The sequence below is a fragment of the Streptomyces sp. NPDC101132 genome (genome assembly GCF_044759225.1).
Taxonomy (GTDB): domain Bacteria; phylum Actinomycetota; class Actinomycetes; order Streptomycetales; family Streptomycetaceae; genus Streptomyces.
In genome coordinates this window covers 1-26156 of sequence record NZ_JBIVYX010000007.1, presented here as the reverse complement: position 1 = coordinate 26156, position 26156 = coordinate 1, and the positions used below count along the sequence as shown (strand labels likewise).

At 74.0% G+C, this 26156-nt stretch carries 17 protein-coding genes and 1 riboswitch; of the genes, 10 read left to right on the top strand and 7 right to left on the bottom strand.

Annotation, left to right across the window (positions count from 1 at the left end; genetic code table 11):
* The first annotated feature begins 236 nt into the window (after positions 1-236).
* The gene (locus tag ACIQUR_RS17530) at positions 237-620 is read left to right on the top strand and encodes an ATP-binding protein (RefSeq protein WP_403665544.1); all 384 of its coding nucleotides are present in this window, start codon (positions 237-239) and stop codon (positions 618-620) included.
* A 149-nt stretch (positions 621-769) separates the two neighbouring features.
* Here the strand turns inward: ACIQUR_RS17530 and ACIQUR_RS17525 are convergent, their stop codons facing one another.
* Positions 770-1843 carry a DUF2637 domain-containing protein gene (locus ACIQUR_RS17525; protein ID WP_403664922.1) on the bottom strand — a complete coding sequence of 358 codons (1074 nt, stop codon included), beginning with the start codon at positions 1841-1843 and terminating at the stop codon, positions 770-772.
* A 210-nt stretch (positions 1844-2053) separates the two neighbouring features.
* Positions 2054-3421 carry a lipase family protein gene (locus tag ACIQUR_RS17520; RefSeq protein WP_403664920.1) on the bottom strand — a complete coding sequence of 456 codons (1368 nt, stop codon included), beginning with the start codon at positions 3419-3421 and terminating at the stop codon, positions 2054-2056.
* 218 nt (positions 3422-3639) lie between these two features.
* Here ACIQUR_RS17520 and ACIQUR_RS17515 point away from each other — a divergent pair, with 218 nt between their 5' ends.
* The gene (locus ACIQUR_RS17515) at positions 3640-4935 is read left to right on the top strand and encodes a PucR family transcriptional regulator (RefSeq protein ID WP_403664918.1); all 1296 of its coding nucleotides are present in this window, start codon (positions 3640-3642) and stop codon (positions 4933-4935) included.
* A gap of 147 nt (positions 4936-5082) precedes the next feature.
* On the opposite strand, the gene ACIQUR_RS17510 is transcribed toward ACIQUR_RS17515, so the two are convergent.
* Positions 5083-5991, bottom strand: a complete 909-nt coding sequence (locus tag ACIQUR_RS17510; protein WP_403665542.1) for a (2Fe-2S)-binding protein — start codon at positions 5989-5991, stop codon at positions 5083-5085.
* A 174-nt stretch (positions 5992-6165) separates the two neighbouring features.
* Here ACIQUR_RS17510 and ACIQUR_RS17505 point away from each other — a divergent pair, with 174 nt between their 5' ends.
* On the top strand, positions 6166-6849 hold the full coding sequence (locus ACIQUR_RS17505) for a GntR family transcriptional regulator (protein ID WP_403664916.1): 684 nt from the start codon (positions 6166-6168) through the stop codon (positions 6847-6849).
* 57 nt (positions 6850-6906) lie between these two features.
* Here the strand turns inward: ACIQUR_RS17505 and ACIQUR_RS17500 are convergent, their stop codons facing one another.
* Both ACIQUR_RS17500 and ACIQUR_RS17495 read right to left on the bottom strand, forming a co-directional pair.
* Positions 6907-7668: a hypothetical protein gene (locus tag ACIQUR_RS17500; RefSeq protein WP_399942111.1), complete on the bottom strand. Its 762-nt coding sequence runs from the start codon at positions 7666-7668 to the stop codon at positions 6907-6909.
* Between the two features lie 174 nt (positions 7669-7842).
* Positions 7843-9510 carry a PucR family transcriptional regulator gene (locus ACIQUR_RS17495; RefSeq protein ID WP_403664914.1) on the bottom strand — a complete coding sequence of 556 codons (1668 nt, stop codon included), beginning with the start codon at positions 9508-9510 and terminating at the stop codon, positions 7843-7845.
* A 253-nt stretch (positions 9511-9763) separates the two neighbouring features.
* Here ACIQUR_RS17495 and ACIQUR_RS17490 point away from each other — a divergent pair, with 253 nt between their 5' ends.
* The 7 genes from ACIQUR_RS17490 (at position 9764) to ACIQUR_RS17460 (ending at position 19260) form a co-directional block, all read left to right on the top strand.
* Positions 9764-10657 (top strand): FAD binding domain-containing protein, encoded by an 894-nt coding sequence (locus tag ACIQUR_RS17490; protein WP_403664912.1) that lies wholly within the window; start codon positions 9764-9766, stop codon positions 10655-10657.
* 2 nt (positions 10658-10659) lie between these two features.
* Positions 10660-11259, top strand: a complete 600-nt coding sequence (locus ACIQUR_RS17485) for a (2Fe-2S)-binding protein (protein ID WP_403664910.1) — start codon at positions 10660-10662, stop codon at positions 11257-11259.
* Between the two features lie 2 nt (positions 11260-11261).
* Positions 11262-13661, top strand: a complete 2400-nt coding sequence (gene pucD / locus ACIQUR_RS17480) for a xanthine dehydrogenase subunit D (RefSeq protein ID WP_403664908.1) — start codon at positions 11262-11264, stop codon at positions 13659-13661.
* A 331-nt stretch (positions 13662-13992) separates the two neighbouring features.
* Positions 13993-15453: an NCS2 family permease gene (locus tag ACIQUR_RS17475; protein WP_403664907.1), complete on the top strand. Its 1461-nt coding sequence runs from the start codon at positions 13993-13995 to the stop codon at positions 15451-15453.
* 67 nt (positions 15454-15520) lie between these two features.
* Entirely contained in the window at positions 15521-16672 is a 1152-nt protein-coding gene (locus tag ACIQUR_RS17470; RefSeq protein ID WP_403664905.1) for an XdhC family protein, read from the top strand.
* A 159-nt stretch (positions 16673-16831) separates the two neighbouring features.
* Positions 16832-18001 carry a glycoside hydrolase family 6 protein gene (locus tag ACIQUR_RS17465; RefSeq protein ID WP_403664903.1) on the top strand — a complete coding sequence of 390 codons (1170 nt, stop codon included), beginning with the start codon at positions 16832-16834 and terminating at the stop codon, positions 17999-18001.
* Positions 18002-18033: 32 nt separating this feature from the next.
* On the top strand, positions 18034-19260 hold the full coding sequence (locus ACIQUR_RS17460; RefSeq protein ID WP_403664901.1) for a GNAT family N-acetyltransferase: 1227 nt from the start codon (positions 18034-18036) through the stop codon (positions 19258-19260).
* Positions 19261-19362: 102 nt separating this feature from the next.
* Here ACIQUR_RS17460 and ACIQUR_RS17455 read toward each other — a convergent pair whose 3' ends face one another.
* Positions 19363-21708, bottom strand: coding sequence for a germacradienol/geosmin synthase (locus tag ACIQUR_RS17455; protein WP_403664899.1), 2346 nt, complete (start codon positions 21706-21708; stop codon positions 19363-19365).
* Between the two features lie 290 nt (positions 21709-21998).
* The gene (cobN, locus tag ACIQUR_RS17450; protein ID WP_403664897.1) at positions 21999-25628 is read right to left on the bottom strand and encodes a cobaltochelatase subunit CobN; all 3630 of its coding nucleotides are present in this window, start codon (positions 25626-25628) and stop codon (positions 21999-22001) included.
* A 53-nt stretch (positions 25629-25681) separates the two neighbouring features.
* Positions 25682-25769, bottom strand: a riboswitch (cobalamin riboswitch).
* Positions 25770-26156 lie beyond the last annotated feature (387 nt).

The window sequence follows — 26156 nt, the reverse complement described above, 5'->3', positions numbered from 1 at the left end:
GCGACCGGCCGGTGACCGGCAGGAGTGCCGCCGCCCGCGCGGGGCATGCATCCCGTAGACCTGTTCGAGGAAGGGATGGCACCGTGCGGGTGGGGGCGAACGCCGGGCAGCAGTGGCGAAGGGGGCGGCCGGTCGCGCGCGAGCCCTCCGAGGACGAGGACACGGACACGGAGGCGGCGCACAACAAGCGCGCGGGCCCCTCGGCGTCCGGTCCGGCGGGGCCCCCGGGCCGCCGGATGAGCCGTACGGTGCGCCGGGCCGACCTCCGGGCCGTGGGGGAGGTGCGGCGGGCGCTGCGGGAACTCCTCCGCCCCTGGGGCCGCGCCGACTCCGCGGACGTGGCCGAACTGCTCACCACGGAACTCGTCACCAACGCCCTGGTCCACACCGACCAGGGGGCCGAGGTGACCGCCAGCCTCGCCGCCTCCCGGCTCCGCGTGGAGGTCCGGGACCACGCCACCCGGCACCCGCTGCCCCTCGTACCGGCCGCCGACGACGGTACGCACGGCAGGGGACTGCTGCTGGTGGAGGCGATGGCCGACGCCTGGGGCGTCAGCACCCGGGGCAGGGGCAAGGTGGTCTGGTTCGAGATCGACGCCGCAGGCTCGGGACCGGACTGACGACTGGCCGGACTGGCCGGACCGACCGGACTGGCCGGACTGGCCGGGCGACGACGGACCGGACCGGAGCCGGCGGCCGGGCAGCGCGGAGGGGGAGGACCGGGCGTACCCGGTCCTCCCCCTCCGGCCTGACCGCTGCTCCGCGTCCCTCAGCCGAACTGCTGCTCCAGGTCCTTGAGCTTGCGCTCCAGGGAGTCGAGGCGCGGGATGGTCTGCGTGTCGTCCTCGGCGGTGAGGTCGACGGTCCGCGGATAGCCCTCAGTGGAGCTGGAGCCGCTGACGGCCTTCAGGGAGGGCCGCTCGGGAACTCCGGTCAGGGGAAGCAGGGGCAGCTGTCCCGTTTCCGCTATGGCGGGCTCCGCGCCGACCGGCGCGGAGCCCGTCCCCGGAGCGAGTCCCGGTACCTCCACCTGCCGGCCGCGGGACCGGCCGAACGCGCGGTGCTGGCGGCCCAGCGCCCGGATGTGGGCGCGCTCGCGGCGCTCCTGCTCCCGCCTGCGGTGCCGGTTCGCCTGCTTCTCGCGCTTGTCCTCGCGCACCTCCTCGACCGCCTCGTCGAGGGTCCGTACGCCTTCCAGCAGCATCAGCGACCAGGCGCCGAAGGTCTCGCGGGGCGCCCGCAGCCAGCGGACGATGCGGATCTGCGGCAGCGGCCTGGGCACCAGGCCCTGCTCGCGCAGCGCGGCCCGGCGGGTCTGCTTGAGGGCCCGGTCGAACAGCACGGCCGCCGAGAGGGACATCCCCGCGAAGAACTGCGGGGCCCCGTCGTGCCCCAGGCCGCGGGGCGCGTGCACCCAGTTGAACCAGGCGGCCGCACCGGCGAACAGCCAGACCAGCAGCCGGGAGCCGAGCGCCGCGTCGCCGTGGCTGGCCTCGCGGACGGCGAGTACGGAGCAGAACATGGCGGCGCCGTCGAGGCCGAACGGTACGAGGTACTCCCAGCCGCCGGAGAGGTTGAGGTTCTGCCGGCCGAAGCCGACCAGACCGTGGAAGGAGAGGGCCGCGGCCACCGCGGCGCAGCAGAACAGCAGCACGTACGAGGCGGTTCCGTAGACCGCCTCCTTGCGGCGCCGGCGCTCCTCGCTGCGCTCCCAGCTGTCGTCCGCCGATGCCTTGTCACCCTCGCGCCTGCCGCGCGCCAGCACCGCCACCGCCGCCAGGACGCCGAGGATCAGCAGGCTGCCCGGAAGCAGCCAGTCCAGCGATATGTCGGTCAGTCTCATCCGGTGTCCCTTGCATCGCGAGAGCGGCGTTCCGGCGTCATATTGGCGGATCGCGCGCAGGCCGCATGCGGGTTTCGGGTCAAGTGACCGCCATCGGGTTGCGGCCCCCTCCGGATAGGGCGATCTGTCTCGAACTCCCTCTCGGGAAAACGGAGTTGAGTTCGAATTCGCTCACTCGAAAGAGTGGAGTAGCCGGAGGGGGGCCGGTGTTCAGGACCCCGGGGCCTCCTCGGGGGCGAGGGAGTTGCCGGCGGGGATGCGGCCGCAGTCGGAGGGGGCCGTCCGGCCGGCGAAGCGGTCGTCGATCCAGCCCAGCGCGACGGGCGCCCAGGCGGCGGTGGCGCCCACGTGGCTGAGCAGCTCGTACTGCCGGTACTTCACGGCGGGGGCGCCGGTGGCGCAGTACTGGCGGGCGAGCGCGCGCACGTCGCCGGCGACCATGACGCCGTCGCCCGTGCCGATGCCCGGCCGGTTGCCGAAGGTGCCCTCCAGGACGCCCGCGTCGCCCTGGCCGATGAACCCGGGAACGGTCGGGGTGGCGGCCGACCCGAGGTTGAGCCGGTTGACCGCCTCCAGGAAGGCGGGGATCGAGTTGGGGTCGGCGTACTCCGGCTTCGCCATCTTCTTCCACGTCAGGCCGGGGTAGTGGCCGATGGCGTCGATGATGGAGCCGTCCTCCAGCTGGTCGTACACCTTCCGGCCGTAGTCGCTGAGGTAGGACTTGAGGTCGATGTCGTACGAGCGGGAGACCCCGATGACCGCCATGGGGATGACGCCGGACCAGGCCAGCGAGCCGTCGACGTACTTGAGGTTGTGCGCCGGGTCCACGAGCAGGCCGCCCTCGGCGTAGCCGACCAGGCGGGCGTTGACGTCCGGGGCGTAGCGCGGTGCGAGCGCGGCGGCCCAGTTGGTCGCGATGGCGCCGCCGGAGTAGCCGAGCAGCGCGAAGCGGGTGTCCGCGTCGAGCCGGGTGAGGTCCGTGCGGGTCGCGGCGCGGATCGAGTCGAGGGTGTTGGTCCCGTACTCCGGCCCCGCGGCGAAGTTGGCCCGCTGGCCCTCGGTGTCCGGGATGACGAGGTCGTAGCCCTTGGCGAGGAGCGGCGCCATGAACACGGCCTCGACGTTGGGGATCAGGCCGCCCAGGGTGACGTTCCCGGCGATGGCGCGGGACGGCCCGTCCTCCGGGCTGAGCGAGTCGTAGAAGGACTGGTAGGACACCGCCCGGCTGCCGTCGCCCGACGGGCTGTGTACGACCGTGGTCACGTTCGCGGCCGGCCGGCCCTGGGCGTCGGTGGTGCGGTACAGCAGCTGGACCGCCTTCAGCGGGGTGGGGATGCCGATGAGGTGGTACTGCAGCGTCCGGGACCTCAGCACGGTGCCCGGCGCGAACGCGGACAGGGGCGTGCTGCCGGCGTAGGCGTAGAAGGGGTCGCCCGCGGCCGCGGTCGTGGGGGACGCGACGGCCGCGGTCGTGCCGGCCGGGAGGCCGGACGCGCCGGCCGTCGCCGCCGGGGAGGCGGCCACGACCACCGCGGTGGCGGCGGCGAGGGTGGTCAGGCGCACGGCTGCCTTGGACATGGGTGCCTCGATTCGTGGGGGGCGTGCGGGGCCGGAGTCCGTGACGGCGGGCTCCCGGGTACGGCGCGCTTCGGCAACGACGTGACAGGGGCGGGGGATTGTCTGGCGGTTCACCGGCCGGACGTGTTACCAACCAGTAGGAAAAATCCCGGAAACATCATGCGGGCCCCGCGCGGCCGCGTCTCCGGGGCGGGCCCCAGACATTGGAGAGGTGGATTGTGACCGCGTCCAACGCCCCGGAACCCGACCAGGCGGCGCCGCGGTTCGGCGGCGTCCCGGTCCACAAACGGCTGAGGGCGGCCGAAGGCACGCTGGAACGGGCCGTGATGGTCCGGCTGGTGGAGCGGCTGCCCGTGTACGGCGCGCTGCCGCCGGAACAGCTCGGCGGCGACATCGCCAAGCAGGTCGTCCGCGGCATCCGGACCTTCGCCGAGGTGCTGCGCACCGGCGAACTGCCCGGGCCGGCCGAGCAGGCGGCGATCCGCGAGTCCTCGGCGCGGCGCGCCGACGAGGGCGTGCCGCTGGAGGCCGTGGTCAGCGCGTACCACCTCGGCGCCGAGGAGTGCGCCGCCCAGGTCTTCTCGGCCGCGGGGCCGGAGGACCTGGCCGACGTGCTGCTGGTCCAGCGCCAACTCCTCGCGTACCTGCGGCTGGTGAGCTGTGACGTGGCGGCGGGGTACGTGCAGGAGCGGCAGATGGCCCTGGGCGACGAACAGGTCGCCCTGCAGTCCCTGCTGTCCCGGCTGCTGGAGGGCGGCAGTCCGCGGGCCGCGGCCGACCGGGCCGGCATCCGGCTGCCGCCCTGCTACCTGGTGCTGAGCATCAGCGTGGGGCCGCACCCCGACGAGCTGCTGCCCGGCGTGAACCACGCGGTCGCGGCCCGCCGCAAGCTCCGGCGGCTGCGGAACGAGCTCCAGCGCCAGACGGCCGGCATCCCGCTGTCCGTGCTGTCCGGGTCCGGCGGGCTGGTGCTGGTGCCGTACGAGACCCCGGCCGCCGAGTGCGGTCCGGCGGACCGGGAGCGGCTCACCCGGATGGTGGGACAGCTCGGCCGGATGTGCGGGGCCGAGCTGCTGGCGGCGGTGGTTCCGGCGGCGCCCGAGGACGTGGCGGAGGCGGCCCGGCTGGCCGGTGAGGTGCGGGAGGTGGCGCAGGCCGCGGGCCGGGGGCCGGGGCTGTACCTGCTGGAGGACGTGCTGCTGGAGTACCAGCTGAGCCGTCCGAGTCCGGCGCGGCGCGGGCTCGCCGCGCTGCTGGGCCCCCTGGAGGGGCGCCCGGAGCTGCTGGAGACGCTGCGGACGTTCCTCGCCTCCGGCCTCGACCGGCGCGGGGCGGCCGCCCGGCTCCAGGTCCACCCCAACACCGTCGACTACCGGCTGCGCAAGGCGGCCGAGCTCACCGGGCTGGACGCCGCCCGGGGTGCCGACGTACTGACGCTGCACGCCGCGCTGGCCGCGCACGACGCGGTGCGGCAGGGCGGCGGGGGCCGGGCCGGCCGCCCGGGTGCCGGCTGAGCCCGGTGGCCGGGCCGGGGAGGCCGGCGGCCGCGCCCGGGAGGACCGCCCAGGTGTGCGCCTGGGGGCGTGCGGCGCACGGAGCGGGCCACCCCCGGCGGCCGCGCTCGGCGTACGCAGTGCCGCGTGCGGCCCCCGCGGTCCGGCCTACGCCGTCGCGGCCGCGGTCAGCCGGGCGACCCGGTCCGCGTCGCAGGTGCGCGGACAGGTCACGCAGGTGTCCTCGGGGCGCACCGTGTAGAAGAGGCAGCAGCTGGCGCGGTCCCGGGTGGGCAGTTCCCGGCCGCCGGGCCCGGTGAGCGTACGGAAGCCGGCGCCGCCCGTGTACGGGGCGGTCGAGCCCGGCAGCAGCAGCGCCAGCTCCGCCGTGGCCCGGGACTCCTCGCCGAGCAGGCTGGCGATGTACCAGATGCCCTCGGCGACCTCGTCGGTCACCATGCCCCACAGGGCGCGCCGCCCGCGCCGCATCCGCGGCCCGAAGCCCTCCAGCACCGGCGCGACGTGCTGGGCCACCGCCGCCCGCACCTCAGCCCGCAGCGCCTCCTCGTCGGGCACGACCCGGGCCCCGGGGAGCGCGGCCGCCGGGTCCGACGGAAGGCAGGCGAACTCCTCGACCCGTACGGACATCCGGCCGAGGGTCCGGTGGAAGGCGACCCGCTCGACGGGCAGCCGGGGAACCCGCCGGGACAGGAACCAGGGAGCCGTGAACAGCAGGCAGGCGGGCCACGCGTACCGGTGGAGGCCGAAGCTCGCGATCACGTCCGGGCGGGCCTGCCGTCCGTAGTCCCGCAGCACCTGGGCCTCGTCCCAGGCCAGGAACGCGTCCAGGGCCGCGCCCCCGGCCGCCAGCTCGGCGGCGCCGACCCAGCCCGCACCGCGCGGGGCCGGATCGGCGGCGTCCGCCTCGCGGACGGTCAGTCCCGGGAACACCTCGGCCAGCCGCGCGTACGCCGGTGTCACCGGAGAGCCGGCGGTGGCACGGCGTTCCCCCGCGGGGGAAACGGGGGCGTGGGCGGGGGCGGCCGGGGAGGCGGGGAGCGCAGCCGGGACGGTCATGACGGGACCCATCGATCGCGATCGTAGCAAAGGTTAGGCTTACCTTACCCGATCTTGCGGGGTCCGTACCGCGGGCCCCGGCCGGCGTTTCGCCTATCCTCGGGGGACATCCCCTGGACAGCGGCCGCGCACGGCGGCCCGCGCGGGGCGGACCGGTACGGAGGGACGAGGCGCGTGTCGGAAGCCGCACTCACCACGGCACCTTCCGCCGAAGGGGTGGCCATCCCGCCCCAGAAGGTGTCCCGGCACTCCGTCCGCCGGCAGGTCCTCGGACTGCTGCGCACCGCCCTCATCGACGGCGACCTGGCGCCGGGGCAGATCTACTCGGGGCCCGCGCTCGGGGAGCGCTTCGGGGTGTCCGCCACGCCCGTCCGGGAGGCCATGCAGCAGCTGGCCCTGGAGGGGGCGGTGGAGTGCCTGCCGAACCGGGGCTTCCGGGTGATCGAGCGCACGCCGCGCGAGCTGGCCGAGCTGGCCGAGGTGCGAGGCCTGCTGGAGGTGCCGGTGTTGCTGCGGCTGGCGCGGACCGTGCCCGCGGGCACCTGGCCCTCGCTGCGGCCCCTCGCCGCCGCGACGACCGCCGCCGCCGCCGCGGGCGACGTCGCGGGGTACGCGGAGTCCGACCGCGCCTTCCACCGCGCGGTGCTGGCCCTGGCCGGGAACGAGCAGCTGCTGCTGGTCGCCGACGACCTGCACCGACGCTCCCAGTGGCCCCTGCCGGGCGCCCCCGCGGTCCGGCGCGCCGACCTGGTGGCCGACGCCGCCGAGCACTCGGCCCTGCTGGAGGCCCTGATCGCCCAGGACCTGCCGGTCGTCGAATCCCTCGTACGCGAACACTTCGCGGGCTCCCAGACCTGACCGGCCCGGCCGCCGCATGCGACTGTGCCCGCCCCTCGGGACGGGCACAGCCGGTGCTCAGACCGCGGGCGACGGCCGCAGCTGCGCCGCCAGCCACGTCGGTACGCCGCCCAGCAGGTTGACCAGCCGCCGCGCCTCCTCCCGCAGCCGGCCCGCCTCGGGCTCCTCCTCCGCCTCGGCCAGCGCGGCCAGCGCGGGGGCGGTGCCCACCAGGTAGCCCAGTTCCTCGCGCAGCCGCAGCGACTGCGCGAACCCGGTGCGGGCCTCGGCCAGCTCCCCGTCCCGCAGCGCCAGCCCGGCGAGGTGCCGGGAGGTGAAGGACAGCAGCAGGAAGTCCCCGTGCGCCGCCGCGGCCGTGTGGGACCGGCGGTACGCGGCCCGCGCGGCCTGCGGCGAGCCGGAGATGTTCTCGGACAGCAGCCCCCGCCGGAAGTCCAGCAGCGCCCGCGCGGGCGAGTCGGGCGAGATCAGGGCCGCGGCCCGGCCCAGGGCGGAGCGGGCCTCGTCGGCGCGGTCCCGCACCCCGAGCAGGGTGGACGCGTAGGCCAGGTACCCCCGCTCGCACGCGGCCTCGCCGCGCTCGTCGTCCGTACCGGCCACCGCCTCGGCGGCCCGCAGGGCCTCCTCCGCCTCCGTCCAGCCGCGCTCGGTGTAGAGGCAGCCCTCGATCAGCAGCGCCGCGCGTTGGAGGGCGGCCGCCGGCGCCGCCGCGTGCGGTTCGAGCAGCGCGGCCGCGTCCGTCCAGCAGCCACGGGAGCGCAGCCGCCATATCGCCCGCTGGAGGGGGTCGTCGCCCCCGGTCGTTCCACCACCCGACATGGCGGTGTCCGCCACATTGCCCTCCCCGGAAAAAGCGCGTCGTCGAGCCCGTGGACGCATCCCAGCACACACCGGAGGGCTGGGCCAAGGGGTCAGGTGAACGGTTTCACAATCTCTTGGCTGTGGTTTCGGCCGACCCCGGCGGGCGCCGGGGCCCGCCGGAACGGCGTTCCGTCAGCTCATCCGCAGGGCGAGGAAGAAATCGAGCTTGTCCTCCAGGCGCGAAAGGTCACGCGCCGTCAACTGCTCGATCCGGCCGACCCGGTAGCGCAGCGTGTTGACGTGGAGGTGCAGCCGGGTCGCGCAGCGGGTCCAGGACCCGTCGCAGTCCAGGAAGGCCTCCAGCGTCGGGATGAGCTCCGCGCGGTGCCGCCGGTCGTAGTCGCGCAGCGGGTCCAGCAGCCGGGCCGTGAAGGCGCGCCGCACGTCGTCCGGGACGAACGGCAGCAGCAGCACGTGCGAGGCCAGCTCGTGGTGCCCGGCGGCGCAGACCCGGCCGGGCCGGGCGGCGGCCACCCGGCGGGCGTGCCGGGCCTCCTCCAGGGCGCCGCGCAGCCCCTCGGCCGAGTGCACCGCCGCGCTGACGCCCAGGGTGAGCCGGCCGTCGTCGGCCAGACCGGCCGCCAGGGGCTCCCGCACCGAGGTCAGCAGCACGTCGGCGTGGAGGGCGGTGTCGGGCTCGCCCTCGCCGGCCAGGGCCGGCAGCGGGACCAGGGCGATCGCCTCGTCCCCGGCGTGGGCCACGGCGATCCGGTCGGACGGCTCGGGGCCGGACACGCTCGGGTCGACCAGGATCTCCTCCAGCAGCGACTGGGCCACCGGGCCGCCGGGGATGTCCCCGCCCTCCCAGTCCACCCGGGCCACCACGACCTGCCAGTGCGGGGCCGCGCCGAGGCCGGGCAGCAGCACGGGGGCGGCCACCCGCAGGCGGGCGGCGATCTCGGCCGGCGCCGCGCCGGTCTGCACCAGCTCCAGCACCTCCTGGGCCAGCCGGCGGCGCACGGTGCGGGCGGCGTCGCGCCGGTCCCGCTCCACGGCGATCAGCTGGGTGACGCCCTGGAGCAGGTCCAGCCGCTCCGCGGGCCAGTCCCCGGCGTCCGCCTCGACGGCCAGCAGCCAGTCCGACAGCACGCTCTCGCGCACGTCACGGACGCCCGCGCCGGCCGTGGCGCGGCCGTTTCCCCTGATCGGGAAGAGGGAGTAGGTAATACCCTGGATGGAGATCCGGTGCGGGCCCCGGCGGCCGGTCCGGACCGCCGCCAGATGCTCGCTCGCCAGCGCCGCGCAGACGCCCGGCGAGAGCGCCTCCCCGGCGCCGGCGATCTGGCGTCCCGTGGGGGACAGCACCCAGGCGCGCAGATCGAGGTCGGTGGTGAGCAGATCGAGCACCACATCAGGTCCGCCGCCGGCGGGGCCCGAGGTCATCAGCCGCCGGTGGCGGTCGACGACGGCCGCGAGGTCCCCGGCGCGCTCCCCGGACACCTGCCGGACGACGTACTCCGTAATCGTGGCGAATGCAACGTCCTCGTTCACCGCGAACAGCGGCAGCCGGTTCCGGAGACAGGCCGAAACGAGATCCTCGGGGATGCCCCCGATCTCCGCCTCGCCCGCCGCGAGGCCTGCGACACCCGCCGACGCAAGGATTCGTACGAAAGGCTCGGAGTCGGCCGGATTCTGTCGCCAGGCCAGCCCCGTCAGCACCAATTCTCCGCCCGAAAGGTATCGGCTCGGGTCTTTCAGGTCCGTGGTCATGACGCCTCGGACCGTACGGTCGAGCTCTTCCTCGCCGCCGAGCAGCCGCAAGCCCAGCGCCTCGGTTTCCAGCAGTGCGCGCAGCCGCATGGGGTCGCCGCCGATCTGTCTCGATGTTGCCGTTGGAAATCGGCGAGGTCAGCGCGCCTCGCCTTTCATACGAATCTACAAGACGAGGGAGGCCGCCAGCCAACTGCTTCATGGTTTCGGTGACTGCACCCGAGGGATGCGCGGCTTGTGTACTGACTCCACACCGCGTTAACAGCACGTGAACGACCAGTCGAGGGCCTTTGGGCCTCCTGGCTTGAAGTGAACGACCCGATTAAGAAGAAGAGAGCCGTACATGGACTTCCTTCGCCCCGCCAGCTGGGAGGAGGCGCTCGCCGCTAAGGCCGAGTACCCCACAGCTGTGCCGATTGCGGGTGGCACCGACATCATGGTCGAGATCAACTTCGACCACCGCCGTCCGGAGTACCTCCTCGACCTCAACCGCATCGAGCTGCTGCGGGAGTGGGAGGTAGGCGAGGAGGTCACCAAGCTCGGCGCCTCCGTCCCTTACACCCAGATCATGGAGAACCTGCGCGGCACGCTGCCGGGTCTCGCGCTCGCCTCGCACACGGTCGCGTCCCCGCAGATCCGCAACCGCGGCGGCGTCGGCGGCAACCTCGGTTGCGCCTCGCCCGCCGGTGACTCCCACCCCGCCCTCCTCGCCGCCGGCGCCGAGGTCGAGGTCGAGTCCGTCCGTGGCACCCGCCTGATCCCGATCGACGAGTTCTACACCGGCGTGAAGCGCAACGCGCTCGCCGCGGACGAGCTGATCAAGTCGGTCCACATCAAGAACGCCACGGGCCCGCAGCAGTACTCCAAGGTCGGCACGCGCAACGCGATGGTCATCGCGGTGTGCGGCTTCGGCCTGGCCCTGCACCCCGACACCCGCACCGTGCGTACGGGCATCGGTTCGGCCGCCCCCACGCCCATCCGGGCCAAGGCCGCCGAGGAGTTCCTGAACGCCGCGCTCGAAGAGGGCGGGTTCTGGGAGTCCGGCAAGGTCATCACCCCGTCGATCGCCAAGCAGTTCGGTGAGCTCGCCTCCGGCGCGTGCAACCCGATCGACGACGTCCGTGGCACGGCGAAGTACCGCCGTCACGCGGTTGGCATCCTTGCTCGCCGCCAGCTCGTCTGGACCTGGGAGCAGTACCGCGGCACGAACGGCCGCTCGCTTGAAGGGGCTGCGTAACCATGCGCGTCAATTTCACCGTCAACGGTCGTCCGCAGGAAGCCGACGACGTCTGGGAGGGCGAGTCCCTCCTCTACGTCCTGCGTGAGCGCCTGGGCCTGCCCGGCTCGAAGAACGCCTGCGAGCAGGGCGAGTGCGGTTCCTGCACCGTCCGTCTCGACGGCGTGCCGGTCTGTTCGTGTCTGGTCGCCGCGGGTCAGGTCGAGGGCCGCGACGTGGTGACCGTCGAGGGCCTGGCCGACTTCTCCAAGCAGCGCGAGGACCACGGCCACGCCTGCGGCACCGGCGCGTGCGGCGGCGGCAGCGGCGTCTCCACCGACGAGGCCAAGCGCTGGGCCGCCAAGCCGGGCGACTCGCAGACCGGCGAGGGCGTCGAGCTCTCCCCGATCCAGCAGGCGTTCATCGACGCCGGCGCCGTCCAGTGCGGCTTCTGCACCCCGGGTCTGCTGGTCCAGGCCGACGCGCTGCTGGAGCAGAACGCCGACCCGTCCGACCAGGACATCCGCGAGGCCCTGTCCGGCAACCTCTGCCGCTGCACGGGCTACGAGAAGATCCTCGACGCGGTCCGCCTGGCGGCCGCCCGTCAGTCTGAGGCGGTCTGACCATGGCCAACACCCGCACCGCGCCCTCCGGTACGCCGACCAACGTCACCCAGAAGCACAACAAGGGCGGCATCGGCGAGTCCACGCTCCGCCCGGACGGCACCCTGAAGGTCACCGGCGAGTTCGCGTACTCCTCGGACATGTGGCACGAGGACATGCTGTGGGGCCAGACCCTGCGCAGCCCGATCGCCCACGCCGAGATCGAGAACATCGACATCTCCGAGGCGCTGGCCATGCCCGGCGTCTACTCGGTCCTCACCTACGCGGACCTGCCCGCGGAGATGAAGAACTACGGTCTGGAGATCCAGGACACCCCCGTCCTGGCCAACGGCCGGGTACGCCACCACGGCGAGCCGATCGCCCTCGTGGCGGCCGACCACCCGGAGACCGCCCGCCGCGCCGCCGCGAAGATCAAGATCGACTTCAAGGAGCTGCCGGTCGTCACGGACGAGGCCTCCGCCCTCGCCGAGGACGCGGTCCTGCTCCACCCGGGCCGCGACGACCACCACGCCGGTCACGTCCCGCACCCGAACATCGTGCACCGCCAGCCGATCATCCGCGGCGACGCGGACGAGGCGGCCAAGAAGGCCGACGTCATCGTCACCGGCGAGTACACCTTCGGCATGCAGGACCAGGCCTTCCTCGGCCCGGAGTCCGGCCTCGCCGTACCGGGCGAGGACGGCGGCGTCGACCTCTACGTCGCCACCCAGTGGCTGCACTCGGACCTCAAGCAGATCGCCCCCGTCCTCGGCCTGCCCGAGGAGAAGGTGCGCATGACGCTCTCCGGCGTCGGCGGTGCCTTCGGCGGCCGCGAGGACATCTCGATGCAGATCCACGCCTGCCTGCTGGCCCTCGCGACCAACAAGCCGGTCAAGATGGTCTACAACCGCTTCGAGTCCTTCTTCGGCCACGTGCACCGCCACCCGGCGAAGCTCTGGTACGAGCACGGCGCCACCAAGGACGGCAAGATCACGCACATGAAGTGCCGGATCGTGCTCGACGGCGGTGCGTACGCCTCCGCCTCCCCGGCCGTCGTCGGCAACGCGTCCTCCCTCTCGGTGGGCCCGTACGTCATCGACAACGTGAACATCGAGGCCGTCGCGCTCTACACGAACAACCCGCCCTGTGGGGCGATGCGCGGCTTCGGCGCCGTCCAGGCCTGCTTCGCGTACGAGGCCCAGATGGACAAGCTCGCGGCGAAGCTGGGCATGGACCCGGTCGAGTTCCGCCAGCTGAACGCCATGGAGCAGGGCACGATCATGCCCACCGGCCAGGTCGTGGACTCGCCGGCGCCCGTCGCCGAGCTGCTGCGCCGCGTCAAGGAGCGCCCGCTGCCGCCGGAGCGCCAGTGGGAGACCGCCGGCGAGCACGCGGACGTCCGCGCGCTGCCGGGCGGCCTGTCGAACACCACGCACGGCGAGGGCGTCGTCCGCGGCGTCGGCTACGCGGTCGGCATCAAGAACGTCGGCTTCTCCGAGGGCTTCGACGACTACTCCACCGCCCGCGTGCGCCTGGAGGTCATCAACGGCGAGCCCGTCGCGATGGTCCACACGGCCATGGCGGAGGTCGGCCAGGGCGGTGTCACCGTGCACGCCCAGATCGCCCGCACGGAGCTCGGCGTCACCCAGGTGACCATCCACCCGGCCGACACCCAGGTCGGCTCCGCCGGTTCGACGTCCGCCTCCCGGCAGACGTACATGACCGGTGGCGCGGTGAAGAACACCTGTGAGGCCGTCCGCGAGAAGCTGCTGGAGATCGGCCGCCGCAAGAACGGCTCGTACCACCCGGCGTGGGCCCACGCGGAGCTGGTCCTGGAGGGCGGCAAGGTCGTCACCGACGGCGGCGAGGTCCTCGCGGACATCGCCGACATCCTCGAGGACGAGGCGATCGACCTCGAACTCGAGTTCCGCCACCGCCCGACCCAGGCGTTCGACCTGGTCACCGGCCAGGGCGACGGCCACGTCCAGTACACCTTCGCCGCGCACCGCGCGGTCGTCGAGGTGGACACCGAGCTCGGCCTCGTCAAGGTCGTCGAGCTGGCCACCGCGCAGGACGTCGGCAAGGCCCTGAACATGCTCTCCGTCGTCGGCCAGATCCAGGGTGGCACCACCCAGGGTCTCGGTGTCGCGGTGATGGAGGAGATCATCGTGGACCCGAAGACCGCGAAGGTGCGCAACCCCTCCTTCACGGACTACCTGATCCCGACCATCCTCGACACCCCGACCATCCCGGTCGACGTCCTGGAGCTCGCCGACCCGAACGCGCCGTACGGTCTGCGCGGTCTCGGCGAGGCCCCCACCCTGTCGTCCACCCCGGCCGTCCTCGCGGCGATCCGGCAGGCGACCGGTCTGGAGCTCAACAAGACGCCGATCCGTCCCGAGGCCCTCACCGGCACCCTCTAGGACGGCGTCCTCCGGGGGCCGCGAGGCCCCCGGACCCCGGACTCTCCGGGCGGTGTGACCGGGGAACGTCACACTTCACGCGGTCACACCGCCCGGAGCAACGAAGTACCGCACCGCTCGCGGTCCGCTTCACCAGCACCACCTGAAGCACCGGCAACACCCCAGCAGGACCCAGCACCAACCAGCAGGACCGAAACACCGAAGTTTCACCCCCAGCAGTACCACAGCTCGGGCCGTCACCCCGGGTCGTGCAGCCAAACGCAGTCCCAAATCCCGCGATTGAAAATGAACCCCCTGCGGGTGCCCCTTTGAACCTTGGGAGTTAGGCACCATGACCCAGTCGTCAGTGGAGCCCAAGACCACCGCGGAAGACGCCGGAACCGGCTCTTCCCCCGCGGCCGGACGGTCTTGGCTCGACCGGTACTTTCACATAACCCACAGAGGATCCTCGGTCGGCAACGAGGTCCGTGGCGGCATCACCACCTTCATGGCGATGGCGTACATCCTCCTGCTCAACCCCCTGATCCTCTCTGGCAAGGACGCCGCCGGCGACACTCTGAGCCAGAAGGCCCTCATCACGGCCACCGCCTTCGCCGCGGCCGTGACCACGCTCCTCATGGGCTTCATCGGCAAGGTGCCGCTGGCCCTCGCCGCCGGACTCTCCGTCTCCGGCGTGCTCGCCTCGCAGGTCGCCCCCGAGATGACCTGGCCGCAGGCCATGGGCATGTGCGTGATGTACGGCGTCGTGATCTGTCTCCTGGTCGTCACCGGCCTCCGCGAGATGATCATGAACGCGATCCCGCTCGCCCTCAAGCACGCGATCACCATGGGCATCGGCATGTTCGTCGCCCTGATCGGCCTCGTGAAGGCCGGATTCGTGCACGCTTCCCAGGGTGGCGGTCCCGTCACCCTCGGACCCGCCGGCGAGCTCGCCGGCTGGCCCGTCCTGATCTTCTGCGTGACCCTGCTCGCCATCTTCATGCTGCAGGCACGCAAGGTTCCCGGCGCGATCCTGATCGGCATCGTCGGCGGAACCGTCCTCGCCGTGATCCTCAACGCCGTGGCCGACATCAGCCCCAAGGCGTGGCGCAGCGGCCCGCCGGAGCTCAGCGGCTCCGCGGTCTCCATGCCGGACTTCTCGCTCTTCGGCGAGGTCGAGTTCGGCGGCTGGGGCGAGGTCGGCGCCGTGACGATCGGCATGATCGTCTTCACCCTGGTGCTGGCCGGCTTCTTCGACGCGATGGCCACCATCATCGGCGTCGGCACCGAGGCCAAGCTGGCCGACGACAAGGGCCGCATGCCGGGCCTGTCGAAGGCCCTGTTCATCGACGGCGCCGGCGGTGCCATCGGCGGCATCACGGGCGGCTCCGGCCAGACCGTGTTCGTCGAGTCCGCGACCGGAGTCGGCGAAGGCGCCCGTACCGGCTTCGCCTCCGTCATCACCGGCCTGTTCTTCGCCGCCTGCATCTTCTTCACCCCGATCACCCAGATCGTCCCGGGTGAGGTCGCCTCCGCGGCCCTGGTCGTCATCGGCGCGATGATGATGCAGAACGCCCGCCACGTGGACTGGGCCGACAGCTCGGTCGCGATCCCGGTCTTCCTGACCGTCGTGATCATGCCGTTCACCTACCAGATCACCGCCGGTGTCGCCGCGGGCGTCATCAGCTACGTCGCCATCAAGATCGCGCAGGGCAAGGCCCGTGAGATCGGCGGCTTCATGTGGGGCCTCACCGCGATCTTCGTGGTCTTCTACGCCCTGCACCCGATCGAGGGCTGGCTCGGCATCAGCTGAGTCCGCTGACCGGGACCGCACCCCCCACCCGTCCGATACTGGAACCGAACCCCTCAGGGAGGCCGCAATGCTGGACATCGCCGAAGAGCTGAACCGGTGGGTCGAGCAGGGACGCGACTTCGCGGTCGCCACCGTGGTGGCGATCAGCGGCAGCGCGCCCCGGCAACCCGGAGCCGCGCTCGCCGTCGACAGCGACGGCACCGCGATCGGTTCGGTCTCCGGCGGATGCGTGGAGGGTGCGGTCTACGAGCTGTGCCGAACGGCCATCGAGGACGGCGAGACCGTCCTGGAGCGCTTCGGCTACAGCGACGACGACGCCTTCGCCGTGGGCCTGACCTGCGGTGGCGTCATCGACATCCTGGTCACCCCGGTCCGCGCCGACAGCCCCGACCGGGCCGTCTTCGAGGCCGCGATAGCCGCCGCCGCGGCCGGCTCCCCGGCCGCCATGGCCCGCGTCGCCGCCGGCCCCGCCGAGCTCGTGGGCCGTCCCGTGCTGGTCCGCTCCGAGGGCGCCCACCAGGGCGGCTTCGGCGGCAGCCCGGAGCTGGACCGCACCGTCGCCGAGGAGGCCCGCGCCATGCTGGACGCCGGCCGGACCGGCGTCCTGGAGATCGGTGCGGACGGCCGCCTCTGCGGAGAGCCGCTGAAGGTGCTGGTCGAGTCCAGCGTCCCGGCCCCGCGCATGATCGTCTTCGGTGCCATCGACTTCGCCGCCGCCCTGGTGCGCGTCGGCAAGTTCCTCGGCTACCACGTCACGCTCTGCGACGCCCGCCCGGTGTTCGCCACCAAGGCCCGGTTCCCCGAGGCCGACGAGATCGTCGTGGACTGGCCGCACCGCTACCTGGAGTCCACCGAGGTCGACGGCCGCACGGTGCTCTGCGTGCTCACCCACGACGCCAAGTTCGACGTCCCGCTGCTGGAGCTGGCCCTGCGCCTCCCCGTCGCCTACGTCGGCGCGATGGGCTCGCGCCGGACCCACGACGACCGCAACAAGCGGCTCCGCGCCGTCGGCGTCACCGACCTGGAGCTCGGCCGGCTGCGCTCCCCGATCGGCCTGGACCTCGGCGCCCGGACCCCCGAGGAGACCGCGATCTCCATCGCCGCCGAGATCGTCGCCAACCGCCGCGGTGGCAGCGGCATCGCCCTGACCGGCGCCCACTCGCCGATCCACCGCGAACTCCCGGACCCCCGCCCCACCTCCCGCGCCGCCGTCGCCTGACCCGACCGGCGGCACACGCGGCCGGCCCACCCGCCCGCAGCCGCCGCCGGACGTTCCGTAAGCACACCGCCGAGGGCGCAACCCGCACGGGTTGTGCCCTTGGGCCGTACCGGGGAACGGGGGTTGACCCGTGCGGGGCGGCTCCGTCAGCGTCGGGGCGTGTTCCACCGCATCCTCGCCCGGGCGCTGGCCGCCCTCGCCGCGGGCGCCGCGCTGCTGCCCGCCCCCGGCGCCGCCGCGCCCGCCCCGCAGCAGGCCCTGTACGTCCCCGAGCCCAACCCGGCCGCGGAGCGGCAGGCCCGGGAGCTCGCCGACCGCGGGCTGCACCGCGAGGCCGCCGGGATCCTGGCCATGGCCCGTACCCCGCACGCCGTCTGGCTCGGCGACCAGACCCCCGCCCAGGCCGAGGCCGAGGCCCGGGCCACCACGATGGCCGCCGCCCGCGCCGGCACGCTGCCGGTGCTGGTCCTCTACAACGTGCCGGGCCGCGACTGCTCCCAGTACAGCGCGGGCGGCGCGGCCGGCACCGCCGCGTACCGCTCCTGGATCGACGCCGTGGCGCGCGGCATCGACGACCACCGCGCCCTCGTCGTCCTCGAACCCGACTCGCTCGCCCTGCTCCCGCGCGAGTGCGCCGGCGGCGGTGACGCCCTCGGCCGCACCAGGACCGCCTCCCGCTACACCGAGATCGACTACGCGGTCCGCACCCTGGAGTCCAAGCCGGCCGCCGACGTCTACCTGGACACCGGACACGCGGACTGGCACACCGTCAACAACATCGTTCCGCGCCTGCGTCAGGCCGGCGTCGCCGCGGCCACCGGGTTCGCCGTCAACATCTCCAACTACACCACCGACGACGACAGCAGCTGGTTCGCCCACCTGGTCTCCGCCTGCCTCCGGTACGCCGACCAGGGCGGCGACAGCGCGGACTGCCCCGACCAGCGGCGCCCGCGCGGCGAGGCCCGCGCCTGGATCGCCGCCCGGGTGGGGGCACCGGATCCGGCCACGATGAAGCACTTCATCACCGACAGCAGCCGCAACGGACAGGGCCCCTGGAAGGCCCCCGCCGACCGCTACGCCGACCCCCAGGAGTGGTGCAACCCGCCTGGCCGCGGCCTGGGCGCCCGCCCCACCACCGCCACCGGCGACCCGCTCCACGACGCCAGGCTGTGGATCAAGACGCCGGGGGAGTCCGACGGCGCCTGCCTGCGCGGCACCGAGGGCCCCGAGGACCCCGCGCGGGGCACCGTGGACCCGAAGGCCGGCGCGTGGTTCCCGGAGCAGGCCCTGGAGCTCGTCCGCCTGGCGAAACCGGCCATTCTGCGGTAACCGGGCCGTAATAACCCATTAGGGTCTTGATCATGCTGGACATCCGAGAGGTGCCCGAGGACGGCATCGACGCCGCGCTGGAACTCGCCTACCTGGTCTTCCACGACCGCCCCGAGGAACGGGTCCGCGAACGCCACCGCGAGCTGCTCCGCGGGTGCGACCGCCTCGGTGCCTACGACGGGACCACCCTGGTCGGCTTCCTCGCCGCGCACCCCTTCCGGATCTCCGTACCCGGCGCGGACCTGCCGTGCCCCGGCCTCACCTTCGTCGCCGTGGCCCCCACCCACCGCCGCCGCGGGGTGCTCACCGCGATGATGGCCGCACGGCTGGACCGGGCCGTCCGCGACGAGCACCCGGTCGCCGCCCTCTGGGCCTCCGAGACCGCCATCTACGGGCGGTTCGGCTTCGGCGCCGCCACGCAGGGCGTCAGCGTCGAGATCGACGCCACCCGCCCGCTCGCCCTGCGCATCACGCCCGACCCGCGCCCGCTGCGCCTGGTCGCCCCCGACGAGGCACCCGCTCTCCTCGGCCCCTACTTCGAACGCACCCGGACCCTCCGCGCCGGCCGGACCCTGCGCGACGAGGCCCGCTGGCGCGCCGACTGGCTGGCCGAGCAGGACGAGGAGGACGACGAGCTGGGCCCGCCGCGGATCCTCGCCCTCGGCGACCCGCTCGCCGGCTACGCCGTCTACCGCAGCAAGACCGAGGAACAGCCCGGCGCACCGGGCCGCGGCCGCGGGGTCGTGCAGGTCCACGAACTGGAGGCGGACACCCCCGCCGCGGCCGCCGCGCTCTGGCAGTGCCTGACCGCCCTCGACCTCGCGGGCACGGTACGCGCCTGGGGCCGGCCGGCCGACGACCCGCTGCTGCTCTTCGCGGCCGACCGCGACCAGGTGCGCGTCACCGAGCAGTTCCCCGCCCTCTGGGTGCGCCTGGTCGACGTACGGGCCGCGCTGACCGCGCGGTCCTGGGCCGCCCCGGTGGAACTGGTGCTGGAGGTGCGGGACGACCGGCTGCCGGCCAACGCGGGGCGGTTCCGCCTCAAGGCCGGGCCGGACGGGGCCGCGTACGAGCCCGTGCACGAGGCGCCCGACCTCGTCTTCGACGTGCGGGACCTGGCCGCCTGCTACCTCGGCGGGACCCCGGCCGGGGCCCTGGTGCGGGCCGGGCTGGTCACCGAGCACACGCCGGGGGCGGCCGAGTGGCTCGACGCGGGGCTGCGCACCGGGCTGCTGCCGCACACCCTCGACGAGTTCTGACCGGCGCGGCCCCGGACCGGCCCCTCGGGGACCGGCCGGGGCCGGCGCCGGATCAGCCGCCCGGGACCGGCGCCCGGTCAGAGCGGCCGGGGCCGCGCCGGATCAGGCCGGCTGGGGGCGGAACAGCCGCACCGCGGACGACCCGAGGCCGGTCGGCAGCCCGACGTCCGACGGCGGCCGCGCGGCCGGGGCCGGCCCCGCGTCCGGCAGGGGCCCGGCCCCCGCGGACGCCCCGGTGCCGGCCACCGCGCCCCGCCCCGCCGCCCGGGACGCGTACTCCTCGTCGTACCGCCGGGTCTCCCGGTGCCAGTGCAGGACGCCCGCCATCCAGTCCTCCAGCTCCCGGACGTACGCGTCCATCGCCGCCCGGCCCGCCCGGTCCAGCCCGCGGTCCTCGTACAGCACCGGCAGCTGGTGGTCGCGGACGTGCTCGAACTCCCGGGTCCGCTGCCGGAGCAGGTCCGCCACGATGCCGGAGGCCGCCGGGGGCTCGATGTCGAAGAAGGTCTCCGTCACCAGGACGTGGTTGTGCACCTCGCCCTCGAACTCGATCTCCTTCCGGTACGAGAACAGGTCGTTGACCATGCAGGCCACGTCCGCCGCGGCGTTCTCCAGCGACCGCACCACCCCGTCCCCGAACACCTCGGCCGGCACCCCCCGCCCCGCCCGCCCCTGGCGCGCCAGGAACATCGTCAGCCCGCTGCCGAAGGTGTGCCGGCGCATCTCCGCGTAGTCGACCGGGTCCGGGACGCGGTTCAGCGTGGTGTTGTCGATCTCCCACACCCAGCTCTCCAGCATGTCGGCCAGGGCGCCGCGGAACTCCTCCCGCACCGGCCCGGCCATGCCGGCCACGCTGTGCGCCCACAGCTCCCTGAGGCTGCGCTCCAGCGGCACCAGCGGCTCGGGCGCCTCGGCCGGGTCCAACGGCACCATGGACAGCAGCCGTTCGGTGGCGGCGCGGGCCGCGTCGGGGGACCTGGTGGCGCCGAAGGCCACCGGGTAGTAGTCGTCGGCGTACGTGCCCCAGGCCAGCCAGCGCGCGCTGATGTCCAGCTGCTCCGGCGTGGCGTCCGGGTCGATCGCCGCGGAGCAGAGCGCGAAGTCGAAGGCCAGCAGCCGGTCCTCGTCCCAGATCCCGGAGGCCGGGTCGCCCGGGTACGGCTCCAGCAGGCCCATCTCGCGGCACCACTCCACCAGCCCGGCCCGCGCCCGGTCGAGGTGGGGGCTGAGGGAGACCGGGAAGGGCAGCGTGACCTCGGGCGGCGCGACGGGCCCGACCTGCCGGAACGGCACGTGGCCGAGGCTCCGCCGGCGCAGCTCCGCGGCGCGCGGGGCGAACACGGACCGGATGTCGAGCGCGGCCGTCCCCGGACCGCTGTGCGTCACCGCGCCCGGGAGGGCCGCCCCGCCCGGGGCCCCCGGGCCCGGCACGGGCAGCGGGACGGCGGCGGTCCGCCGGGCGTGCTCGTTCATGTACCGGCTGGAGACCATGTGCCATTCGTGGCCGCCGGACTGCCAGTCCTGGAGGCCCTTGGCGTACGCGAGGACGGCGGCCAGTTCGGGCGCCGTGAGCCCGAACTCGGCGGCCAGCGCGGGCACCTCGGCGAGCGCCGTGTGCTCGAACTGGTGCAGCCGCGAGGTCAGCAGGTCGTTCGAGAGGTCGGCCGCCTCCTGGGTGGTGCAGCCGAGGAAGGTCTCCAGGACCAGCACCGCGTTGGACAGTTCGCCCTCGTCCTGCACCTCGCGCTGGTACGAGAACAGGTCGTTCCTGATGTGCACCGCGTCGGAGAAGGCGTCCCGCAGCACCCGCAGCGGCCGGGCGTGGGCCACCCGCGCGGGCACCTCGGCCGCCGCGTACTCCACCAGCCCGGCCGACCAGGGCGCGCCGCCGACCTTGCGGCGCATCTCGACGTACTCCAGCGGGTTCGCCACCCGCCCGATGCCGATGTTGTGCAGCTCCCACATCGACTCGTTGAGGAGGTTGCGGGTGCTCTCCGCGAACCGGGCCCGCCAGTCCGGCGACATGGCGGGCACCGTGCGCAGCCACAGGTCCTTCAGGCCCGCCTCGACCGGGTTCGACGGCTCGGGGAAGCCGTCGTCGAGGTCCATCGGCATGAACGCGGCCAGCCCGTCGAGGTAACTGCGGGCGCCCTCGCGGTCGTTGGTGCGCTTGAAGAGCTCCAGGAAGTGGTCGTCGAAGAAGAAGACCCACACGTACCAGTCGGTGATCAGCGACAGGGCGTCGGCGTCGCAGTCCGGGTGCGTGTACGCGCACAGCAGGGCGTAGTCGTGGGAGTCGAGGTCGCTCTGCTCCCAGACCCCGGACCCCTCCAGCATCCCGAAGCCGCGGGCCCACTCCGTGCTGTGGGCCCTGGCCTGCTCCACGTGGGGGTTGAGTCTCGCCGGATGGGGCACGTAGAAGTCCGGCAGGTGGAACGGCTGCGTCACGGAGGGCCCGGCCTTTCACTTCGCTTCGTCGTCGGGGCGTCCCGCCGCGCGGAGGGTGACCGTTTCCCCGGGCCGTTCCCCGGCCCGTTTCCCCGGTCCGCGCGCGGGATCGGCAGTGCCCTACCCCCGGCCCGGCCCGCCCATGGGGCGGTTCACCGCATCAGGTGAAAGCCCGGTGACCCGCTGGCGGTTCGGCCCGCGCCGTGCAGCGTCCGCTCCGTGGGAGGAGGTCGTCGGACGTCCTCCCCACGGAACGGAGCCCGCCCCGACGGCCGCGTACGGCGCGCCCGCTACTCCTGCCCGGCCTGGCCCTCCAGGTCGCCCTCGGTGTCCAGGAACACCTGCCGCAGCGCCTCGATCACCTGCGGGTCCGGCTTCTCCCACAGCCCGCGGGACTCCGCCTCCAGCAGCCGCTCCGCGATGCCGTGCAGCGCCCAGGGGTTGGCCTCCTTCAGGAAGGCCTGGTTCTCCGGGTCCAGCACGTACGCCTGGGTGAGCCTGTCGTACATCCAGTCCGCGATCACGCCGGTCGTCGCGTCGTACCCGAACAGGTAGTCCACCGTCGCCGCGAGCTCGAAGGCGCCCTTGTAGCCGTGGCGGCGCATCGCCTCGATCCACTTCGGGTTGACCACGCGCGCCCGGAACACCCGGGAGGTCTCCTCGACCAGCGTGCGCGTGCGGACCGTCTCCGGCCGGGTCGAGTCGCCGATGTACGCCTCCGGGGCGGTGCCCCGCAGCGCGCGCACGGTCGCCACCATGCCGCCGTGGTACTGGAAGTAGTCGTCCGAGTCGGCGATGTCGTGCTCGCGGGTGTCGGTGTTCTTGGCCGCCACCGTGATCCGCTTGTACGCCGACTCCATCTCGTCCCGCGCCGGCCGGCCGTTGAGGCCCCGGCCGTACGCGTAGCCGCCCCACACCGTGTACACCTCGGCCAGGTCGGCGTCGGTGCGCCAGTCCCGGCTGTCGATCAGCTGGAGCAGGCCGGCGCCGTAGGTGCCCGGGCGGGAGCCGAAGATGCGGGTGGTGGCCCGCCGCTCGTCGCCGTGCTCGGCCAGGTCCGCCTGGGCGTGCGCCCGTACGTAGTTGTCCTCGGCGCTCTCGTCCAGCGAGGCGGCCAGCCGCACCGCGTCGTCGAGCAGCCCGATCACGTGCGGGAACGCGTCCCGGAAGAAACCCGAGATGCGCAGCGTCACGTCGATGCGCGGGCGGCCCAGCTCGGCGACCGGCACCGGCTCCAGGCCGGTGACCCGGCGCGAGGCCTCGTCCCACACCGGGCGGACGCCGAGCAGGGCGAGGGCCTCGGCCACGTCGTCGCCGGCGGTGCGCATGGCGCTCGTGCCCCACAGGGACAGGCCCACGGAGGCCGGCCACTCGCCGTTGTCCGTGCGGTAGCGCTCCAGCAGCGAGTCGGCGAGCGCCTGTCCGGTCTCCCACGCGAGGCGCGAGGGCACCGCCTTGGGGTCGACGGAGTAGAAGTTCCGGCCGGTCGGCAGCACGTTGACCAGGCCGCGCAGCGGCGAGCCCGAGGGGCCGGCCGGCACGAAGCCGCCGTTCAGCGCGTGCACCGCGTGGTCCAGCTCGTCCGTGGTGGCGGCCAGCCGCGGCACCACCTCGCGGGCGGCGAAGGCCAGTACGTCCGCCACGCCGGCCGGGTGGCCCTCGGCGACCCCGGCCACGGCCGCCGGGTCCCAGCCCGCCGCCTCCATCGCCTCGACCAGCGCGCGGGCCGTCTCCTCCGCCTCGTCGGCGGAGGTGCGGGTGGCCTTGGACTCGTCCAGGCCCAGCGCCTCGCGCAGGCCGGGCAGGGCCGTCGTACCGCCCCAGATCTGGCGGGCCCGCAGGATCGCCAGCACCAGGTTGACCCGCTCGGGGCCGGTCGGCGCGCCGCCGAGCACGTGCAGGCCGTCCCGGATCTGGGCGTCCTTGACCTCGCACAGCCAGCCGTCGACGTGCAGCAGGAAGTCGTCGAAGCCGTCGTCGTCCGGGCGCTCCTCCAGACCGAGGTCGTGGTCGAGCTTGGCGGCCTGGATCAGCGTCCAGATCTGCGCGCGGATCGCGGGCAGCTTCGCCGGGTCCATCGAGGAGATCTGCGCGTACTCGTCGAGGTGCTGCTCCAGGCGCGCGATGTCGCCGTACGAGTCGGCGCGGGCCATCGGCGGCACCAGGTGGTCGACCAGCGTCGCGTGCACCCGGCGCTTGGCCTGGGTGCCCTCGCCCGGGTCGTTCACGAGGAACGGGTACACCAGCGGCAGGTCGCCGAGCGCGGCGTCGGGCGCGCAGGCCGCGGAGAGGCCGGCGTTCTTGCCCGGCAGCCACTCCAGGTTGCCGTGCTTGCCCAGGTGCACCATCGCGTCGGCACCGAATCCGCCGTCCTCCGCGGCCGCCTGGATCCAGCGGTAGGCCGCCAGGTAGTGGTGCGAGGGCGGCAGGTCCGGGTCGTGGTAGATGGCGATCGGGTTCTCGCCGAAGCCGCGCGGCGGCTGGATCAGGACGAGCAGGTTCCCGCGGCGCAGCGCCGCGAGGACGATGTCGCCCTCCGGGTTGTGCGTGCGGTCCAGGAACATCTCGCCCGGCGCGGGGCCCCAGTGCTCCTCGACCTGCTCGCGCAGCTCCGCGGGGAGCCGGGCGTACCAGCGCTTGTAATCGGCGGCCGGGATGCGGACCGGGTTCTTGGCCAGCTGCTCCTCGGTCAGCCAGTCCTGGTCGTGGCCGCCGGCCTCGATCAGGGCGCGGATCAGCTCGTCGCCGTCGCCGGAGACCAGGCCAGGGATGTCCTCCTCCGGGCCGAAGTCCCAGCCCTCCGCGCGCAGCCGGCGCAGCAGCGCCACCGCGCTGGCGGGGGTGTCGAGGCCCACGGCGTTGCCGATGCGGGAGTGCTTCGTGGGGTACGCGGAGAGCACGAGGGCCAGCCGCTTCGCCGCGTTCGGCAGGTGGCGCAGGCGGGCGTGGCGGACGGCGGTGCCGGCCACGCGGGCGGCGCGCTCGGGGTCGGCCACGTACGCGGGCAGGCCGTCCTCGTCGATCTCCTTGAAGGAGAACGGCACGGTGATCAGCCGGCCGTCGAACTCCGGCACGGCGACCTGGCTGGCGGCGTCGAGCGGCGACAGGCCCTCGTCGTTCTCCTCCCAGTCGGCGCGCGAACCGGTCAGGCAGAGCGCCTGGAGGATCGGCACGTCGAGCGCGGCCAGGGCGCCCGCGTCCCAGGACTCGTCGTCGCCGCCGGCCGAGGCGTCCGCCGGGCGGGTGCCGCCGGCGGCGAGGACGGTGGTCACGATGGCGTCGGCGGAGCCGAGTTCGGCCAGCAGCTCCGGCTCCGGGCTGCGCAGGGAGGACACGTACAGCGGCACGGGCGCGCCGCCGGCCTCGACGACCGCGTCGCACAGGGCGTGCACGAAGGCGGTGTTGCCGCTCATCTGGTGGGCGCGGTAGTAGAGCACGGCGATCCGGGGCGCGTCCGGGTGGGGGCGGACGGTGAGCGCCGGGTCGCGCTCCAGCGCGCCCCAGGTGGGCGAGGCGGCGGGGGGCTCGAAGCCGTGGCCGGTGAGCAGCACGGTGTCGGAGAGGAAGCGGGCCAGCTGCTCCAGGTTGGCCGGGCCGCCGTGCGCGAGGTAGGCGTGGGCCTCGGCGGCGATGCCGATCGGCACCGTGGAGGCCTCCATCAGCTGCGCGTCGGGGGCCTGTTCGCCGGTCAGCACCACGACGGGCCTGGTCTGGCCGGGGGCCAGCAGCAGGTCGAGGCCCTCCTGCCAGGCGCGCAGGCCGCCGAGCAGGCGGACGACGACGAGGTCGGCCCCGTCGAGCAGCGCGGGCAGGTCGTCCAGGGGGAGCCGGGAGGGGTTCGCGAAGCGGTACGGGACGGGGCCGTCCGACGCACGTGCGCTCAGCAGGTCGGTGTCCGACGTCGACAGCAGCAGGATCATGCGGCGTCCGGCCTTCCTCGGGGTTTCCGCGCCCCGGGCAGTGAAGGCGGCGGGAGTTCCTGGCTCACCCGGGCGCCGCGCGAGGGCGGACACCGGGGCTCACAGTGGCGGGACCGCGCCGGATTCACACCGGGCTTCCTCCCATGACGCCGCCTTCGGCGGTGCCGGACCAGTCGGCCCGACGGTGAGCATCCTAGTGCGGGGGGTGGGGGGCGGGGGAGTGGGGGTTGCGGGGTTCGAGGAAGGGGGTTGCGGGGTGCGGGCACTCGCGACCTGCGGGCTTTCGGGCTTGAGGGCATGCGGGCTGCGGGGCTTGCGGGCTGGGGGCCCTGCGGGCTGCGGGCGTGCGGGCGTGCGGGCGTGCGGGCGTGCGGGCTGGGGCGAGCCGGGGCCGGGGGCCGGCCGGTGCCCGGGAGCCGGTGCTGCCGGGGCCGGTCGTGTGGTGTGTGGGTCCCCTCGGTGCTTGACCCGTCGTGGCCTGCAGGCCTCCCCCAGCTACCGCTGGGAGGTACCCCCAGCGGCAGGCCC